This is a genomic window from Rhodococcus sp. 06-221-2 (genome assembly GCF_002258365.1).
GTDB lineage: Bacteria > Actinomycetota > Actinomycetes > Mycobacteriales > Mycobacteriaceae > Rhodococcoides > Rhodococcoides fascians.
The window spans coordinates 164,305-182,292 of sequence record NZ_NOYJ01000006.1; the positions used below are offsets into that span (position 1 = coordinate 164,305).

Consider the following 17,988-nt stretch of genomic DNA (forward strand, 5'->3'; position numbering starts at 1 on the left):
TTCAGTCGAGCGTCCTCACGCTGGCCGTATCGCAACACCGGGCATCAGTATTCGCAGGACACCCTGCGCCACTTCGGTTGCGGACTCCGCAGGACGCGTCAGGCAGCGGAAGAGAATGTTGTTGGTCAACATGATTGCGGCTTCGAGTGCCGGTGCGTCGTCGCTGAACACGCCGCTTTCACGTCCGCGTTCGAGGATGGGGACCACAGCGGACGGGAGGTAGAGGTTTTCGATGACCGTCGTGATGGTGCTCGGTTGGTGGAATTGTTCGAAGCTCAAGGCGAGCAGCATGCCCGAGCTCATGGCTCGATTGTCGATGACGAACTCGCCCAACGAAACCAACGTGCGTTGCAGTGCGGTGGCGGGGTCGACTCCGAGGCGTTCGTCGGCGCGACGGAGGCGGAGCACACGGTCGAATTCGGGCTTCAGCGCCGCAACGATGATGTCGACCTTGCTCGGAAACAGTCGTCGAAGGTCTTCTACGCGGATCTTCGCCGCCGCCGCGATGTCGGCCAGGGTGACCAGGAAGTAGCCGTTGTCGACGAACAGAGTTTCGGTCGCCGCGATCACGTCGGCCTCGAGGTCGGGCCGCAGAGCATCCGAGATTTCGCCCGGATCGGGTTGGGCAACGGTGCGGTCGGAATGCAGTGGGTCTATGGCCCACTGGAGAATCGAGTTGGTGGCCGATGCAACGTCGTCGGAGGACACCGAGCCCGGCGTGAGCACCTCCCGGAGCGCCAACCCGTCGAGCAGAGCCCCGACGACCGCCGAGAGGTTTGTCAGCGACAGTGGTTGGCGCAACGAACCGCCGTGAGCCTGCACCGCTTGACCGATGATGGATCGCAGGTCGGTGTCGAAGCGCTCGAACTCGGGGATGACGGCCTTTCGGGCACCGTTGTGGTCGGCAGCCAGCAGCACTGCGACGAGGCGACGTCGCATGAGACCGGACGTGAGGTCGTCGAACAGCGCCGACACCGGAGCTTTCACGTCCTGGCTGCCGGTAGTAGCCGCAGTACCGGTGTAATCGAGTGTGAGGTGGTCGAGGAGGTCTTCGACGAAAGCTTCCTTGCCACCGGACCCGCCGCCGCGAGAGTTGCCGGGGTACGTGTTGTGGAAAGTTTGGTGCGACAGCCCCGCGCGTTCGACGACGGCCGAGATCGAGAGCGAACGCGCAAGATCGGTCGTGTCCATCTCACCGAGCAGGCGATATCCGGCCTGAAGGAACTGCTCCCGTGGGAGTGACTTCTGGTTCACCGACTACCGCCTTCGTCCACCTGCACCGCATTGTTGGATCTTGAACTATAGCAATTGGATGGTCCGGATCCTGCTGTTTAGTTTCAACTAAAGCATGGTGTAGCCGGACATGCTTTGTGGAGTAAAGCCTCGAATAAGCTTGTGTTGCATAGAGTTCGGCAACCGTGGTCAGATTCAGATCGGTCCGTAGGCCGATTGCATCAGGAGGCCAAGATGGTAGCGACGAGTCATCGACCCCAACTTTATTCGCGAGTCTCGGTGTCGAGCGGCGTCCGCTCTCCACTCGGTACCAGGCCCGGCGGAGCGAGGCCCACCCCTGCGCCCGCGCGGGCTGTGGGGGTGTACACCTCACCGGGCCTGACCGCGCGTGAGATCACCGTGCTCAAGGCGTGGCTGGACTGCGATTCCAAGGTCGACGTGGGCGCACGCCTCCACATCGCATTGGGCACCGTCAACACGCACCTGACGAGGATCCGCGACAAGTACTCCCGCGTCGGACGCGCCGCTCCCACGAAAGCTGCACTCGTCGCGCGCGCCCTGCAAGACGGCATCGTGAAACTGGACGAGCTCTGAAGCTGGGTTGTCCGCGTTGCTGAAGCCTGTGGATGCGTTCCCGAGCTCTTTGGCAGTCGCCGCCCCGGACCGTAAGCGATAGATCATCCGAGTGAATGAGAAGACTCCATTCGTCCACTGGCAAGGGTGAAGAGGGAGATGCAGTCGGTCCTGTGAACAACGCCGGGGACGAAGCTCATGTTGTGAGTGGAAACTCGACCCCTGCTACGAAGTTTCGCTCACCTGGTGCGGAGCACCAATTCCGTGGGGTGAGCATCGGCGGGGGTATCGATTGCGTTGCGCACTGCACGGGCAACGGTGCTGGGCTGCAAGAACTTCGAGCCGTCGTACTCCCCGCCTTCGTGCGCGACGATCTCCTGCTGCATCTCGGTGTCGATGCGTCCTGGGTGCACCGAGGTGACGCGCAACGACGGCTCCTCGAGGCGCAGTGCATCAGCGAAGGCGCGGAGCGCGAACTTGCTCGCCGCGTAGGCACCCCAACCCGGGTTGGCGCGTATGCCGGCACCCGAATTGATCAGCACCACATGGCCTTCGGCGGAGCGCAGTGCAGGGAGTAGCAATCGAGTGAGTTCGACGACGGCGATGACGTTCACCTCGTATTGGCGACGCCAATCGTCCGCCGTCGACTCTTCGACCGTCCCGAGCGCTGCCACCCCGGCGTTGTGCACCAACACATCCAGAGAATCGATGTTCGACGCGGCGGCGGCCACCGCGTCCGGATCGGTCAGTTCCACCGGCCACGGGGTGGACCCGGACAGTTCCGACGCAATGGGGGCGAGGGACTCGGTGGACCGACCACCCAGCAACACGTGATGGTCCGGAGCGAGCAATCGAGCGATATGGGCCCCGAGACCCCGGCTTGCTCCGGTCACCAACGCAGTACGAGTCATGAACTCAGGTTAGCTAGAAGCTCATCCCCGCCTCGGATGCCCATGCCTGGGTGGTGTTCGCGCCGTCGAGTTCCTCGCGAATGATGTCCGCGTGGCCGGCGTGCTGAGAGATTTCGCGAAGGATGTGCAGAACCGTGAATCGTGCACTTTGCCAGATTCGTTCGGGTGCCCACGGCGCCGTCGGGACAGGTACCGACAGGTCGAGGTCCAAAGTTTCCAGCGCTGCCGAGGTGGCACCGGCCACCTCTTCCCATTCGGCGACGAGTCCGGCGACGGTCTCGTTTTCGGCCATCACGTACTCGCTGCCGGCGGCGGCCATGTCGAATTCGGCCGTCTCGTCCAACTCTGCGATCACTGTCATCCAGTGGCGCTCGTTGCTGATCACGTGGTGCAGCAGTCCGCCGAGGGTCAGCGCGCTCGCGGTGGTGCGGGTGCGTGCCTGTTCCTCGCTGATGCCGCGGACGGTGATGAGAAAGTTCGCGCGCTGTTCGGCGAGCATTTTCTGGATGTCGGTGTTCTCGGTGGCCATCGTTTTCCTCCTGGTAGCTGGTGAAACTCACACTAGGAGCGATCGCGGACACGTTCGGTCCGCAATCCAACCGAGCAGAAATCGGCCGCCGGACGCAAACTATCTGCATGGGCGATCGCGGTTTCACTTCCACGCAGCTGGCCGCACGTGCGGCGTATCTGCTCCGAGGCAACGACCTGGGCACCATGACCAGCGCAGCACCCAGGTTGTACCCGCACATGTGGAGTTGGGACGCCGCATTCGTTTCCGTCGGCTTGGCACCGCTGAGCGTCGAGCGGGCCGTCGTGGAGATGGACACGTTGCTCTCGGCGCAGTGGAAGAACGGGATGATTCCGCACATCGTGTTCGCCAACGGTGTCGACGGCTACTTCCCCGGCCCTGCGAGGTGGGCCACCGGGACGTTGGCGACCCACGCTCCGATGAGTCCGCAGACCTCCGGAATCACCCAACCACCCGTCCACGCGATCGCCGTGCAGCGCATCCTCGATCACTCCAAACGCCACGGCCGCACGACGCGAGCGGTGGCGGAGGAGTTCCTCGATCGCCGCTGGGGTGATCTGGTGCGGTGGCATCGTTGGCTCGCCCAGGCCCGCGACGTCGACGACAACGGACGCATCGCGCTGTTCCACGGCTGGGAGTCCGGCATGGACAATTCGCCGCGATGGGATTCGGCCTACGCCAATGTGGTTGCCGGAGAGATGGATCCGTATTTTCGCGAGGACAAGGCGGTCATCACCGACTCGTCTCAGCGGCCCAGCAACATCGAGTACGACCGCTACATCTGGTTGGTGGAGGAGATGAAACAGGTCGGCTACGACGACGATGCGTTGAAGACGAAGATGAGCTTCGCCGTCGAGGACGTGTTCGTCAGTGCCATCTTCGCCGTCGCGTGCGACGTCCTCGCCACCATCGGGGAGGACCACTCGCGGCCGCGCTCGGATGTGCGCGAATTGCGCGTGTGGGCGGACAAGTTCCGCAAGGGAGTCATCGCGACCACCGACACGCGTTCGGGTGGGGCACGAGATTTCGATCTGCGGACGGGTCAGTGGATCGGCACGGAGACCATTGCCATGTTCGCGCCGCTGCTGTGCGGAGGACTGCCGCGCGAGCAGGAGCGCAATCTCATTCGGATCTTCGAGGGCACCCGGTTCTGCGGACATCCGGATCTGCGGTACGCGGTACCGCCGTCGACGTCCCCGGTGTCGAAGGACTTCCGTGCTCGCGAGTACTGGCGGGGACCGGTATGGCCGGTGATGACATGGCTGTTCTCGTGGGCTTTCGCACGCCGCGGGTGGTCGGAGCGATCACTGTCATTGCGAGACGAGGGTCTGCGCCAGGCAAGTGACGGCAGCTTCGCCGAGTACTACGAGCCGTTCACCGGCAAGCCGCTCGGCAGCATGCAGCAGTCCTGGACGGCCGCTGCAGTGCTGGATTGGCTCGGATGAGCCGGACGGGTCAGCCGAGGTAGCTGTCGACCAACGGGCCGACGATGTCGAACGAGGTGGCGTCGGGCACGAGGTACTTGGCGATCGTGCCGCAGACGAAGGGGTGCCACGCGGAACCGGAGTCGGTTCCCATCGAGGACACGGCGAGGATGTCACCGAAGTAGATGCCCGGCAGGTGCCGCTGGGCGAGTTCGTCGTTGTGCGAGGCAACGGCGAGCAACTCTTCGGCGTGGCTGCGATCGATGTCGTCGCCCATGGATCCGAGCAGGTCGGCGCTGTCGGCGCTGGACCGAACGGGGTCGCTGTCGAGCAACGTCAGTGCACCGACCGTGACGCCGCGACTCTGCAGCTCGACGGCGATGGCGTGCGCGAGTACTCCACCGAAGGACGTGCCCAGCAGGTGTACGGCCCCGTCGGTCTGGATGCGAACGATGTCGTCGGCGTACTGCGAGGCCAAGGCGACGAGGGACTCCGCGAGCTCTCCCGACGTCGGGACCTGGACGCCGTAGATGGGACGCGCGTCGTCGACGTGTGCTGCGAGTTCCGCGTAGCAGTCGACCAGCCCGACGAGGGGGTGGATGCAGAACACCGGGTCGAGGTGGCCGGCCGTACGAATCGGTGCGATGGTCGGCACCGCGTAATCGGACGGGTCGAGTTCCGTGAGAGCCACGTGGATGCGATCGTTCACGACAGTCATGGGTGCGCCTCCGAGCCAAGAGAAGTAGTTCGTGTTTCTATGGTTTGTTCGTGCCGACTCTGGGTATGTCGCCGTCGGCAGCGTGAGTGTTACCCACGTCTCATCGAGAACGACTCAACCACGTCTCGGAACAGAACGCATTAGTGACTGTTCACCATCGTCGGCTCGGACCCACCGGGCGTCCCGCACGTGTTTTCCCGACGTCGACGGGCGTCCACTTGCAGATCCAGTAGCCAGACCAGCAGTGCGGCGACCGCGAACACGGCCCCCGCAGCGCACACACCTGCCCACTCGAAATGCTTCCACGCCAACGTCCCGACGGCAGATCCTGCTGAGGCGCCCACGAAGTACGTCGTCATGTAGACGGAGTTGATTCGGGCGCGAGCAGCCGGTTCCAGGGCGTAGACGATGTGCTGGTTGCTCACGTGCACGCCCTGCAGTGCCAGGTCGAGAAGTACGAATGCGACCACGAACACCACCCAGTAGTGGCCGCCGACGGCGAACATCGGCCAGAGTGCGATCAGCAGAACCGCACAGGTACCGCTGGCCCATTGCACCAGTCCGCGGTCTGCGAGCCGGCCCGCGACGGAGGCCATCAACGCGCCGCCGACACCGGCCAATCCGATCAGTCCGATCTGGACGGCACCGAAACCGAACCTCGACGACAGCAACAGCGTCATCGTCGCGAACACCGTGCTCACCGACGCGAAGCCGAGACCGCCGAGCACCGCGCGAGTCCGAAGCCTGGGGTGGGTGCGTACCAGCCGAACCATCGACACCAGCGCCGAGCCGTAGGTGACGTCGGCCGTCACGGTGTTGCGTGGCAGCACCCGCCACAGGCCGGCCGCGGCGACCAGCATCAACACTGCGGCCACGCGGTAGACGCCCTGCCACCCCGTCACCGACGACAGCAGCCCCGAGATGCTGCGGGCCAGCAGGATGCCCGTCAGCAACCCGCCCATGACCACTCCGACGATGCGTCCCGCTTGCTCCGGGTGTGCCATCGACGCGGCGAACGGCACGATCACCTGCGCCGCCACCGAGAACAGTCCAGCGATCGCCGTGCCGACGAGGAGCCAGGAGAGGCCGGGAGCGAATCCGGTGATCGCCTGACCCGTCGCAGCGAGAATCATCAGCCCGACGCTCAACGTGCGGCGATCGACGACGTCGCCGAGAGGCACGATGAGCAGCAGGCCGAGGGCATAGGAAATCTGTGCGACGGTCACCGAGGTGGCTGCCGCTGTCTCGGACACGTCGAATTCGGTGGCAATGAGGTCGAGCAGCGGCTGGTTGAGATAGTTGCCGCCGGCCGAGAGTCCGGTGGCGATCGCCATCAGGGCGACGACGGGGGTGCTCACGCCGGTGCGCGAGGTGCTTGCTGTCTTCACATGAACAAGGGTGCTCGTTGCACATCCAGCTGTCCAATAGAACGTTCCGAACGATCGATCGTCTAAACAGATAGAGTTGCGAAGCGTGGAACTCAGACACATCCGGTACGCCGTGGCGGTCGCCGAAGAGCAGCACTTCGGGCGTGCAGCAGCTCGGCTGCGAGTCGCTCAATCGGCGCTGAGCAGCCAGATCAGAGACCTGGAAAAAGAGCTGGGCGTGGAACTGTTCGCGCGCACGAGCCGAAGCGTCACCATCACCCCGGCCGGACAGATCTTTCTCGAACGCGCGCACAGCGTGCTCGGTGCCGTGTCCCGATTGGTGGCCGACGTCGCGCCCGATCCCACGACCGCCATCAGGCGGCTGCGTATCGGCATGATTGCGCCTCTCGCCCGTGTCGATCTGGCCGCGGTGGTCGGCCGTATCTCCCAGCGATTTCCCAACACGTCGGTGACGTTGCTGCCGCGGCCGAGCGCCGACGTTCTCGACGGCATCGCACGCGGAGACCTCGATCTCGGAATCATCGGACTCGCGCCCGGACGCCCACATCCCGGATTGGCGGTCACCGCCCTGTGGACGGAGCCACTGTCACTGTTCGTCGGTCCCGATCATCCTTGGGCTCAAAGGAATTCGATACGGTTGGCCGACCTGTCCGAGATGACGATGATCGACCGGCCGGCGGGAAGCGAGGCCAGACTGCAATCCGATCATGCATTCACCCGCTCGTCGGTTCCCCGTGGACGCATTCTGGAGGCCGATTCTGCCGACCTCATCGGTCAACTCACCGCAGCAGGGTTGGGGGTGACACTGCTGCCGTCGTCCTTGGCGTCGATCCTCCCCGGACTGCACATGATCGACGTCATCGATGCACCGACCCGAACGGTGTCGGTGGTGACCAACCCCGAGCACGCGAATGGCGTGATCGCCGCGGTGGTCGAGGATTTGATCGCGTCGTCGGTGGCGCAGTGAACACCGCCCGATGCCCGTAGTCGAGGATTCGACTACGGGCATCGTGGCTCTATCGAAACAGTCTGGGCTAGGCGGACTTCCACACCGCGACGATGGACGGCCGTGGCTGCGTGTCGCCGCCGTCGGGCCAGTGCGAGATTGGTGCGTCGGCGGTGGCGTCGTCGCTTTCACCCGGGTGCTGGACGCAGACCATGACGCGCTCGTCGGTGACGATGGGGCCGCAGGTCTCGCCGCCGGCGGGGACGGTCAGGAACTGACGTGTCTCGCCGCGACGGGGGCCGTCGAGCACCACGGCGAACAGGCCGTCGTTGGAGTCGAGGGCATTACCGTCGGTCGAGACCCACAGGTTGCCCTTCGAGTCGAAGGCGAGGTTGTCGGGGCACGAGATGGGGCTGACCTGACTCTTGTCGAATCCGCCGAAGTACGTGTCGGCCTCGTTCGGATCACCGCAGACCAGCAGGAGGTTCCACGTGAACGACGTCCCGGCGTGGTCGTCGTCGAGTTCGAGTACCTGCCCGTTCTTGTTCTTGTTGCGGGGATTGGCCTCGTCGGCGGCCGCTTTGCCCTCGGTGCCGCGGTTGGAGTTGTTGGTCAGTGCGACATACACCTTGCCGGTCACCGGGTTCGGCTCGAAGTCTTCGGGGCGGTCCATCTTGGTTGCGCCCACTGCGTCACCCGCCTGACGGGTGAACACGGCGACTTCCTCGGCCGACATACCGTCGACGAGAGACTTGCCGCGGCCGTCCTCGCCGGTTTCGAGCAAGGGGATCCACGTTCCGCTGCCACGGAATTCACCGTTGGAGGGCAGCGTGCCCGAGCCGTCGATCTCGTCGGGGGTATCGCCGGTGAGGCTGGCGACGTACAGCGTGCCGGCGTCGAGCAAGGTCAGGTTGTTGCGCATCGCGGCCTGGCCGGTGCCGGGCATCATCTTTCGGCTCGAGACGAACTTGTACATGTAGTCGAAGCGTTCGTCGTCGCCGCTGTACGCCACGACGGTGCCGTCGTCGGTGACGTGGATGGTCGCGGCCTCGTGCTTGAACCGGCCCAGAGCGGTGTGCTTGATCGGGGCCGACTGCGGATCCCACGGATTCACCTCGACGATGTAGCCGAATCGGTTGACCTCGTTGGGTTCCTGCGCCAGATCGAATCGCTTGTCGAAGCGCTCCCACTTACGTTCGCTGGCACCGCCTTCGACGCCGTAGCGCGAAAGGCGCTTGGCCACAGTCGCATCCGTGACGCTTTCGGCGTTGGCGAAATACTGGTTGAAGTTCTCCTCGCCGGAGAGAACCGTTCCCCACGGCGTGAGACCGCCCGAGCAGTTGTTGAACGTGCCGAACACCTTGGTGCCGGTGGGGTCCACGCTGGTCTTGAGGAAGTCGCTGCCTGCGGCGGGCCCGGTGATGACGAACTCGGTGGTGCCGGTGATGCGCCGGTTGTACTGGCCCATAGCGGGGGTGAGCTTGCCGGTGCCCGATTCGCCCTGCACCTGCACGACGGAAAGGCCGTGTGCCGCAAGGGCTACGTCGAACTGCTCACGGGTGGGGTTCTCCGCGTCGTAGCCCTTGAACATTGCCGGCTCGGTGCTGTACTCGTGGTTGACCACCAGCAGGTGGGCGTTGGGCGTGCCCTCGATCGGCAGCAGGCCGGCGAAGTCGTTGTTGAAACCGAACTGCTTCTCCTGCGCCGCGCCGGTCTGCTTGTCGAAGTCGAAGGCCGGTGCGCCCGCGACGACGGCGTCGCCCCAGCGAATGACGATGCCCTGCTCGTAGCCGTCGGGAACGACGACCGCGTCCTCGGTGTTCGGTTCCACTGCAACGAAATCGACGCCGTCGACGGGCGGGGTATCGGAGCCCGAGGTGGTCGAGGTTCCGGTGGCTGCCGGCTCGTCGGTCGAGCATGCGGCCAGCGCGCTACCCGCGCCGACGGCGAGCACTGCCATCGCCCCGCCCTTGATGACGCCGCGCCGTGACATCGCAGTCTTGACGATGTCGCCGAAGTACTGGCCCTTCGACGTATTGGGAATCTCGTGGAAACAGGCATCGCCGCACTTGTACTTGCAGGTCAACGATGATCGTTTGGAGCTTCCGTCGTGAACGGCGAACAGGGGCAGTGGCTTCATGTCACGGCACGCTGTCACCCAAAAGCGAAAGTAAAGGAACGTCCAGGTGAAGTTGGGGAGAACGAGGTTGCCCTAACGTCCGATCGTCTGCCACAGCGGATCGGCCGGTCCGATGTCGTAAGTGCAGTCCGTGGGCCGCGGATCCGGTACGAAAGCCCACAACAGCGCCCCTGCTGTACCAGCGGCACGCTGGCCGTCGATCTTCGCGGCAATACCGGCTGCTCGAGAATCGACATCGCCACATGAACCGGCGAGTTGGCCGATCTCCCCGACCAACAGAGGTTTGCCCACCGCGGCGCTCTGAGTGATCCGCCGCTGCAACCCGTTCCACTGATCTCCGGGCAACGGCACGCCGTCAGCACCGTAATCGTGGTACTGCAACACATCGACGAAGGGCGACTGGGCGAGGTACTCGTACTCGTCACCCTGGCTTCCGCACTGGCCTCCGCCGGTGAGGCCCGCTGTGATCACAGTGCGAGGATCGGCGGAGCGGAGCTGTTGTCCTGCAGTGTCGAAGAACGAGCGAAGCACCTCTGCAGCACCGGCCGTACAGGTTCGGCTGGACCAGGAGCACGAGGTATCCGTGCACGAACTCGTCTCCGGTTCACCGACCAGCTCCCACGCAGCCAACGCCGACGAGTCCTTCCACCGATTCGCAGCGGTGAGCATCCATTGCTGGAAGCTGATCTTCGCGGTCGAGCTGGGCGTGCCGGGGGCCGTCGTCCAGCCGTCGACGTACCACTGCCTGTCTTTGAAGACGTTTCCCTCGCACGCCCCGTCCTGGGGTGACAGCACCGGTACGAGGAGTTGATCGTGAGCCTCGGCGGCGGCGAAGACCGCATCCATCGGCCCGAAGTCGAGGGCACCGGTGAATCGGTTGATCGCCAGTGCCTGAAAGGCGTCGAACCGGGTCAGCGAATGTGGAGGAAGCGCCTCGAAGTAACTGTCCAGGTCCACCATCGCCCCGCATCCGGCATTGACCGACCAATCGGTGGCGAGTTGGTAGGCGTTGAACCCGGTCGGCCACCACGGTCGACCGTCGAGTTCGAGACCATCGGTGCTCGCGGAGACACGAGCGCCGGCAACAGGTGCCGCCGTGGCGGTCTCGGCCATGCCCGGTACGACCGTCGACATCAGGACAGCACCGAGAACGCACTGAAGGACTTTCGACGCGATGCGCATCGCCGTAATGGTAGACGCGGATGCGTAGATTCCGAAGCCGTCGATGACGAGCGGCTTTACCGAATTCGACTCCGCGCCGGAGGACATTGTCGGCTGTTGATCGACGGAATCGACAAAGAGCGAACTGAATCGCCGTTACAGTCGGAGAAACCGAATTCAACGGCGGGTTCTGGCGCTGTTTGCGTGCTGTGAGTATTGTGATCGGCACTCCGAAAGTCCTGCGCGCCAACGAGTCGCGCTATTCTCTTGACTCTCCGTTCATTTCGAAGACTGGACATTTCTCATGCGAATCGTTCGCGCTGCGTCTGTGACAGCTCTCGCCGTGGTCCCGATATTGCTTTCGGTGACCACAGCGTCGGCGCAACCCGGCGATCAGGACCAACCCACTGCTGCAAGCGCAGACGAGCTCTCTCGTTTCACTTTTCCCGAGTTGGGCTTGGGGCAGTCCACCACGGTCGACCTGACAGGACCGCGTACGAGGGTGACGGTGCCATCTCCTGCAGGGGCCGTTCCGTCGACCCTGAACGCGGTGCTGACCACGCCCGCTTGGCTCGATCGCGGGTGGGTCGACGTCGAATCGGACGGGCGTCCGATCACTCGTATCGCCCTCGACGGCGCTGCCCCGACCACTCCGGTGTCGATTCCGCTGGCCGCTACGCGAACGGTCGACGGAGTGATTCCACTCGATCTGATCCCTTCCGTCATTCCCGACGATCGCTACTGCCCCGATCCCGATTCGGACGCGGTCCGATTGATCGATGCGACCGTCGACTACTCGGGAGCGCCGGCCGTCCCGGGGACCATCGCTGATTTCCTACCGGTGCTGCTGCGCAAGTTGACGCTGTTCGTGCCCGCCACGCCTGACCGCGAAACTATCACCGCAGCAACAACTGTGGCCACATCCGTGGTACACCACTACGGTGCGCAGCCGGTCCAGGTAGAAGTGCGCCCGGACAGCGAGCTTCAGGGGGCGGTACCCGACGGCTCGTTCGAAAGATCGATCGTGCTGACGAAGAACTCCGACGCCGGTGCCGAGTTGATCTACCCCGTCGAGCAGGCTCCCCCACGGTTGTACCTCGCCGGTACGGGATCGGATCTCACCGATCAAGCCCGGTTGATCACCAGTGATCTCTCCCAGATCGCAATCGGCACCTCGGCATTGGCCGGACCGGGGGCACCCCAGGCTCGACTCGCACCCGATTCGATCACCCTCGACGACCTCGGAATCGGAACCGTCTCCGGCACAGGAGGTTCCACGGCAACCGCATCTGTCGATATCGATCAGACGCGACTCGGACGATCGGCCGGGAGCGTGTCCGTGCACCTGATCGGCAGCTACACCCCGGGTGCCGGATCTGTGCGAGCCTCGGTCGACGGATCGCCACTCGAAGTCTGGGAGGCCGACGACACCGGCCGTCTCGATCGATGGATCGACATCCCGGATACCGCACTCTCTCGCGTGGGGACTCTCGATGTTTCCGTCGACCATCCGTCGGCCTCTTCCGGCAGCTCCTGCGCTGCCGCCGCCGAAACGACTGTCACCGTAGCCGGTTCGACGCTCGTGCGATCCACCGATTCGTCGTCACCGGTGCCACTGGGATGGCGGTCGATGCCGCAGGCCTTGATGCCGCAGTTCGACATAGCTCTCGCCGACGAGTCCTACGCCGGAGTTGTCCGGGCTGTCACCCTCGCGATCGGCTTGCAGCGGTTGTCGAGCCTGCCGCTCGATCCCGAGGTCGTATCGATGGAGCAGGCGCTCGACGGTAGCGCACCAGCCGTCGTGATTTCGCCTGTCGCAGAGCTTCCGGACTCGGTGACGCTGCCGCTGTCCTCGGTCGACGAGACGACCTTCCGAATCACGGACCCCGAGGCCGCGGGCGGTGCCACCGAGCTCACGGTGGATATCGCCGAGCCCTTGGCGACGATGCAGGTCACGTCGGTGCGCAGCAACGCCGTCCTCGTGGCGTCGTGGAATTCGGCACCGGACGAGCTCGACGGCATGTTGTCCTGGCTCGATGCCGATCCGGCGCGGTGGTTTGCGCTGAACGGCGATATCCTGTTTGCCGCGCAGAACACGGAGCCGATGTCGTTGTCCAGCAGTGCATTGTCCGGAGCAGACGCCGCGGCGGCGGCCACCGACGACGGGACCTCCGATCGGATGGTGGTGGTCGTCGTCGGAGTCGGCCTGGCGGTACTTGCAGTCGGCGGCGTCGCGGCATTCGTGTTCGCCGTCCGATCACGTCGTTCGGCGCGCGATCCGGGTCGAGACAGCGGCTCACAATGAGCGAGGACGGGCAGCTGCCGCGGTCTTTCACGCGGTTCAGGTTGTCTCGCGGCCCAATCGCCGTTCTGGTATTTCGGTGGTCCGTTCTGGTCGGCTGCGTGGTGGTGGCTTTCTTCTCCACCTGGGTGCGGCTTGCCCAGGAGGCAGCCGACGGTGCCATCACCGCATATGTTTTCGTGCTGCCGCTGCTCGCAGTGGTTGCGGCTCAGGGGGTGGCGCGGCGACGAGCCGACGAATTGCCCATCCACGACCGCCAGACCGACAACATAGTCGGCGGCATCGCGTTGCTGGTTTCCATCGCGATCAAGGCGCTGTGGCTACCCCGGTACGCAGACCAGTACGAACTCGCCCACCTGGATGTCTTGGCGGCACTTGCCTTCTTCTTCGGCGGGGCGATTCTGATGTTCGGGCTGCGGCCGGTCGGACGATTCTGGTCTGTGTGGCTGTTGCTGTTGGCGTTGAGTCCGCTGGGCTACCGGTTGGTCGCCATCGGATTCGGTGGCAGCAGGTTTGCGTATGCGGCGGTGATGGTGCTGCTGGCCGGCATCGCAGGTGCCATTGCCGTCGGCCGAACCGCACGTCGGGGTTGGCTGGGCTTCGGATGCACGGTGTCGACCGGATTCGTCGTCGCCGCAGTCATGTTGGCCATGTGGCCGCAGGTCGACATCGTCTGGTTGCAGCTCGTCCCGACCGTCGGCGCAGCCGCGGTCACGGGAGGTGCCTTCTATGTCGTAGCCCGTCGCGGTCGGTTCGACGCCCGGCAGCCGCGCCGGGTCGGGTCGCTCACGGCGAAGTGGTCGCCGAGCTCGAAGGCCGTTGCGATCGTTGCTGCGGTAGTTCTTTTCTTCGTTCCTCTGCCCGGTCGAATGGAGTTGTCGACGGTTGCGGGACCACCGGGACCGGTATCCGAGCCACTCATGCCACCCGTTGGCTTCACCCGAACGGACCTGCAGGAATTCGACTGGGTGCGGGCATTTTTCGGGCAATCGTCGTCGTTGGTTCGACAAACCATGCGAGCAGACGTCGGAAATCCCGCATGGGATGTTCGTGGGCGGCCACGGACGGTGGTGGTCGACGTGTTGTCCACTGCGAATCGGGCCAGTCTTGCTGTGTACCCGGAGAGCACGCTCTATCGGCTCTCCAACACCCGTACGAGCCATCCGCTGCGCATCGATCTCGGTCGCGGAGTGACGGGCTCCTTGTACACCTCCGTCAGTGACGCTCTGTTGCTCACCTGGACGAAGCTCGTATTCGATTGGGAACGAGGCGATGTGACGCAGCGCGTGACCATCATCAGCGTCGACAACCACGATGCCGATGCCGAGTTCCCACAACCGACGCCGTCGATGGCGTCGAATCTCGGAACTGCAATCGGGACGTTTCTGCGTGGGAATGCGGTGTCCGTCGACGACGATCCGGAGTACAAGGATCTTGAACTGCTGACCACCTTCGGGACCGGGTTGCTTCGCCAGCAGTGGCGCTCCGGGGACGGTTCGGCCAAATGAACGATCCTCGGAGTTCGCGGCCGTCGCCGCCCCGCGTCGGCACCGAAACGGCAGAGTTCAAAGCGGCGGCGCTCGACGATGCCATCAACGGGCTCGCCGTCCGAAATCCGTTGGCTTCGGCTGCGATTGCTTTCGTGCCATGGCAGAAGTACACGGCGATCGTGGCTGCGGTTCTCCTCGTCGCCTGTGTGGTACTCGCCCCGATCGGGACCCTGCTCGCGGTCACGGTTCTCTGCACCATCGGATATCTCCTGGCAATGATCGACCGCCTCCTGCTGTTCTCTCGGGGTCTCGACGCTGCCGCAATCGTCACCGTGACCGACGAGCAGGCTCGCGCGATTCCCGACGATCGGTTGCCGCTGTACACGATTCTGGTTCCGGCGTACGACGAGCCCGAGGTGGTGGGTGACCTCATTGCGGCGATGACGGGTCTGGACTATCCAGCCGAGAAGCTGCAGGTCCTGTTGCTGCTCGAAGAGGACGACGACGTCACCATCGAGGCCGCTGCGCGCAGCGGCGTCAGCGATCTCGTCGACGTCGTGCTGGTGCCTGCCGGCGATCCCCGCACCAAGCCGAAAGCCTGCAACTACGGCCTGCATTTCGCGACCGGGTCGATCGTGACGATTTTCGATGCCGAGGATCTGCCCGAGCAATTGCAGCTGCGTCGTGTCGTGGCTGCTTTCGAGCGGCTGCCCGACACCGTGGCCTGTGTTCAGGCGAAGTTGGCGTTCCACAACGGTTCTCAGAATCTGCTGACCGGGTGGTTCACCGCGGACTATGCACTGTGGTTCGGTTACCTGCTACCGGGTCTGATGGCCAGCACGTCGCCGATCCCCCTCGGCGGAACCTCCAATCATCTTCGGCGCGATGTCATCGACGAGGTCGGCGCGTGGGACGGGTTCAACGTCACCGAGGATGCCGACCTCGGTGTCCGAATCGCGGCCTCGGGCTACTCCACGGCGGTTCTGGACTCGACCACCCTCGAAGAGGCGAACAGCGATCCGATCAACTGGGTACGCCAGCGGTCCCGTTGGTACAAAGGCTATTTGCAGACCTGGTTGGTGCACATGCGCAGGCCGCTCGCGACCGTTCGCGTGCTGGGTCCGGTGGGCACCTACAGATTCACCCTGCTACTCGCGGGAACGCCCATCACCGCGTGCATCAACATGGTTTTCTGGTTCACCACGGCAGCGTGGATTCTCGGCCAGCCGACGCTGATTGCGCAACTCTTTCCGCCGTACATCTACTACTTCTCGTTGTTGTCTCTGGTGGTGGGCAACATCGCCACGGTCTACATGTACTTGATCGCAAGCAGGGAGAGCGACAACGCCTACCTGTTGGTTCCGAGCCTCACGATGCCCCTGTACTGGGTGATGATGAGCGTGGCGTCCATCAAGGGCTGTTGGCAGTTGGTACGTAATCCGTCGTACTGGGAGAAGACTTTTCACGGCCTGTCCGGACCTGCGCCGGAGACCGGCCCCGGCGAGGAGCAGACCCCATGACGTCGCGGACCCCAGCGGTCGTGTTCGGTACCGCTCTGGCGGGCTACCTGGCGGTGGGACTGACTCTGAGCATGCGGTTCGGCTACATGCTGGGGGATGCGCTGTCGCGAACCTCGGCCGCGCAGGCGGTGTTGCTCAGCCGGGATCCGCACGTCTCTGCCATCGGGTTCATCTTCACGCCGTTGACCGCGCTGGCACAATTGCCGATTGTCGCCTTCGCATCCTGGTGGCCGGGTATCACCCGGTGGAACATCTCGGGTATTGCCGTGTCGGCTGTGTTCATGGCCGGTGCAGTGGTGATGATCCACGGAATCTGCCTAGATCGTGGACTTCCCGGTCGTTACTGCCTACTGGTCACGGTGTTGTTCGCGGTCAACCCGATGATCGTCTTCTACGGAGCCAACGGCATGAGCGAGGCCGGGTTCCTGTTCTGTATGTGCTGGGCGGTGCGGCGATTGATTCGATGGGTCGGCACCGACGATGTGCACGATCTCGTTCTGGTCGGCATCGCTCTGGCTCTCGCCTTCCTCACCCGCTACGAGGGTGTCGTCCCGATAGCGCTCACCGCGGTGCTCGTGGCGGCCGTCACGGTACTCCGCCGGGGTCGAGTGCATTGGAAAGAGATGCGGCGCAGAGCAATTCTCGACGCTGTACTCGTTGCCGGACCCGGTGCGGCAGCGTTCCTGGTCTGGATTACCACGAGCTGGTTGATCACCGGCGAAGCGCTCGCGCAGCTGTCCTCCAGCTACGGAAACGCCGCGATTCTGGCGCAGTCCGGTGGGTCCAGTGGCGACTTGCTGAGCACCGGCCTGTTCTCCCTCGCTGCAATGATTGCCTTGGGGCCGACGTTGGCGGTGTCTCTACCGCTCGCGACGGTACTGGCGATACGTCGCCGGGATCTCGAGTTCTCGGTTGCCCCCGTGCTTCTGGGCGGGGTGCTCGCATTTCAGGCCGCGAGCTACATCACCGGCTCCACGTTCGGCTTCCTGAGATTCTTCGTGTGCGCCGTACCTCTGGCCGCTGTGGTTGCGGTGCAGCTGTTTCCGGCCGGTCCAGACCTGGCCACCCGACGCGCGGGAGCGTACCGAAGGAACCGCCCCGCCTTGCCTGCCCTGCCTTCCGTGGCCGCGGCCGGGGTCGTCCTTCTCTGTTCACTCGGTCTTCCGATCACCGGGTGGGCGATGTTGCAGCCGTCGTTGTCGAGTCAGCAGTACGCACTCGGGGCGCTCTTCGACCGAAATCCCTCGGCCGACGACCCTCGGGCTGTGGCAGCCCGGCGAATCATCGACTCGTTCTCCACCGAACGCCGACTCGCCTCTTATCTCGACAGTCAGGATCTACCCGAGGGCTCGATCCTGGTCGACACCGTCTACGGGTTTGCCGTCGTGGCGGCGTCGGAGCACCCGACCCGGTTCGTGATTCCGTCCGACCTCGACTTCACCAAGATTCTCAACGACCCGGCAACCGGAGGCGTGCGATATCTGTTGACCGTGCCGAACGAGGGCCGCGGGGTATCCGATGCGATCAACCGGCGGTACCCCACCATTTACGACAACGGCGCGGAACTGTATCCACTCGTTCTCGAAGTACCGAACGATGGTGCCGATCAACCGAACTGGCGCCTGTATCAGGTGCCAGGCTGACCGGTCGCTG

The 17,988-nt window shown here is 64.2% G+C and carries 14 protein-coding genes; 7 read left to right on the plus strand and 7 right to left on the minus strand.

Features of this window, described 5'->3' with window-relative positions; genetic code table 11:
* Window positions 1-15: 15 nt before the first annotated feature.
* Window positions 16-1,254, minus strand: a complete 1,239-nt coding sequence (locus tag CH281_RS04215; RefSeq protein ID WP_032392620.1) for a TetR/AcrR family transcriptional regulator — start codon at window positions 1,252-1,254, stop codon at window positions 16-18.
* Window positions 1,255-1,593: 339 nt separating this feature from the next.
* Between CH281_RS04215 and CH281_RS27210 the strand changes: the two genes are divergently transcribed.
* A complete protein-coding gene (locus CH281_RS27210) occupies window positions 1,594-1,827 on the plus strand; it encodes a LuxR C-terminal-related transcriptional regulator (RefSeq protein WP_032367970.1) in 234 nt (77 codons plus the stop codon).
* 218 nt (window positions 1,828-2,045) lie between these two features.
* Here CH281_RS27210 and CH281_RS04225 read toward each other — a convergent pair whose 3' ends face one another.
* Window positions 2,046-2,717, minus strand: a complete 672-nt coding sequence (locus CH281_RS04225) for an SDR family oxidoreductase (protein ID WP_094693067.1) — start codon at window positions 2,715-2,717, stop codon at window positions 2,046-2,048.
* 13 nt (window positions 2,718-2,730) lie between these two features.
* On the minus strand, window positions 2,731-3,246 hold the full coding sequence (locus tag CH281_RS04230; RefSeq protein WP_094693069.1) for a DinB family protein: 516 nt from the start codon (window positions 3,244-3,246) through the stop codon (window positions 2,731-2,733).
* Between the two features lie 107 nt (window positions 3,247-3,353).
* Here CH281_RS04230 and ggh point away from each other — a divergent pair, with 107 nt between their 5' ends.
* Window positions 3,354-4,691, plus strand: a complete 1,338-nt coding sequence (gene ggh / locus CH281_RS04235; RefSeq protein ID WP_094693121.1) for a glucosylglycerate hydrolase — start codon at window positions 3,354-3,356, stop codon at window positions 4,689-4,691.
* Window positions 4,692-4,701: 10 nt separating this feature from the next.
* Here ggh and CH281_RS04240 read toward each other — a convergent pair whose 3' ends face one another.
* Together CH281_RS04240 and CH281_RS04245 are read right to left on the minus strand one after the other, a co-directional pair.
* Window positions 4,702-5,388, minus strand: a complete 687-nt coding sequence (locus tag CH281_RS04240) for a thioesterase domain-containing protein (RefSeq protein ID WP_094693071.1) — start codon at window positions 5,386-5,388, stop codon at window positions 4,702-4,704.
* Window positions 5,389-5,528: 140 nt separating this feature from the next.
* Entirely contained in the window at window positions 5,529-6,722 is a 1,194-nt protein-coding gene (locus CH281_RS04245; RefSeq protein WP_081371272.1) for an MFS transporter, read from the minus strand.
* A 139-nt stretch (window positions 6,723-6,861) separates the two neighbouring features.
* Between CH281_RS04245 and CH281_RS04250 the strand changes: the two genes are divergently transcribed.
* The gene (locus CH281_RS04250) at window positions 6,862-7,743 is read left to right on the plus strand and encodes a LysR family transcriptional regulator (RefSeq protein ID WP_094621791.1); all 882 of its coding nucleotides are present in this window, start codon (window positions 6,862-6,864) and stop codon (window positions 7,741-7,743) included.
* 67 nt (window positions 7,744-7,810) lie between these two features.
* On the opposite strand, the gene CH281_RS04255 is transcribed toward CH281_RS04250, so the two are convergent.
* Window positions 7,811-9,862 (minus strand): PhoX family protein, encoded by a 2,052-nt coding sequence (locus tag CH281_RS04255; RefSeq protein ID WP_048318965.1) that lies wholly within the window; start codon window positions 9,860-9,862, stop codon window positions 7,811-7,813.
* A 72-nt stretch (window positions 9,863-9,934) separates the two neighbouring features.
* Window positions 9,935-10,996, minus strand: coding sequence for a cellulase family glycosylhydrolase (locus tag CH281_RS04260; RefSeq protein WP_094693123.1), 1,062 nt, complete (start codon window positions 10,994-10,996; stop codon window positions 9,935-9,937).
* A gap of 391 nt (window positions 10,997-11,387) precedes the next feature.
* On the opposite strand from CH281_RS04260, the gene CH281_RS04265 reads away from it, so the two are divergent.
* From CH281_RS04265 to CH281_RS04280, 4 genes are all read left to right on the plus strand, one after another.
* Window positions 11,388-13,328, plus strand: coding sequence for a hypothetical protein (locus tag CH281_RS04265; protein WP_143544755.1), 1,941 nt, complete (start codon window positions 11,388-11,390; stop codon window positions 13,326-13,328).
* A 98-nt stretch (window positions 13,329-13,426) separates the two neighbouring features.
* Window positions 13,427-14,833: a hypothetical protein gene (locus CH281_RS04270; protein WP_143544756.1), complete on the plus strand. Its 1,407-nt coding sequence runs from the start codon at window positions 13,427-13,429 to the stop codon at window positions 14,831-14,833.
* Window positions 14,830-16,335 (plus strand): glycosyltransferase, encoded by a 1,506-nt coding sequence (locus CH281_RS04275; RefSeq protein WP_094693079.1) that lies wholly within the window; start codon window positions 14,830-14,832, stop codon window positions 16,333-16,335. The genes CH281_RS04270 and CH281_RS04275 overlap by 4 nt, the downstream gene beginning before the upstream one ends.
* A complete protein-coding gene (locus CH281_RS04280) occupies window positions 16,332-17,978 on the plus strand; it encodes an ArnT family glycosyltransferase (RefSeq protein ID WP_094693081.1) in 1,647 nt (548 codons plus the stop codon). Before CH281_RS04275 ends, CH281_RS04280 begins: the two co-directional genes overlap by 4 nt.
* The last annotated feature ends 10 nt before the right edge of the window (window positions 17,979-17,988 follow it).

Bases quoted from the DNA above. Each gene is read 5' to 3' on its own strand.
- CH281_RS04225 (WP_094693067.1), bottom strand. From the start codon at position 2,717: ATGACTCGTACTGCGTTGGTGACCGGAGCAAGCCGGGGTCTCGGGGCC.
- CH281_RS04230 (WP_094693069.1), bottom strand. From the start codon at position 3,246: ATGGCCACCGAGAACACCGACATCCAGAAAATGCTCGCCGAACAGCGC.
- ggh (WP_094693121.1), top strand. From the start codon at position 3,354: ATGGGCGATCGCGGTTTCACTTCCACGCAGCTGGCCGCACGTGCGGCG.
- CH281_RS04240 (WP_094693071.1), bottom strand. From the start codon at position 5,388: ATGACTGTCGTGAACGATCGCATCCACGTGGCTCTCACGGAACTCGAC.
- CH281_RS04245 (WP_081371272.1), bottom strand. From the start codon at position 6,722: ATGGCGATCGCCACCGGACTCTCGGCCGGCGGCAACTATCTCAACCAG.
- CH281_RS04255 (WP_048318965.1), bottom strand. From the start codon at position 9,862: ATGAAGCCACTGCCCCTGTTCGCCGTTCACGACGGAAGCTCCAAACGA.
- CH281_RS04260 (WP_094693123.1), bottom strand. From the start codon at position 10,996: ATGTCGACGGTCGTACCGGGCATGGCCGAGACCGCCACGGCGGCACCT.
- CH281_RS04275 (WP_094693079.1), top strand. From the start codon at position 14,830: ATGAACGATCCTCGGAGTTCGCGGCCGTCGCCGCCCCGCGTCGGCACC.
- CH281_RS04280 (WP_094693081.1), top strand. From the start codon at position 16,332: ATGACGTCGCGGACCCCAGCGGTCGTGTTCGGTACCGCTCTGGCGGGC.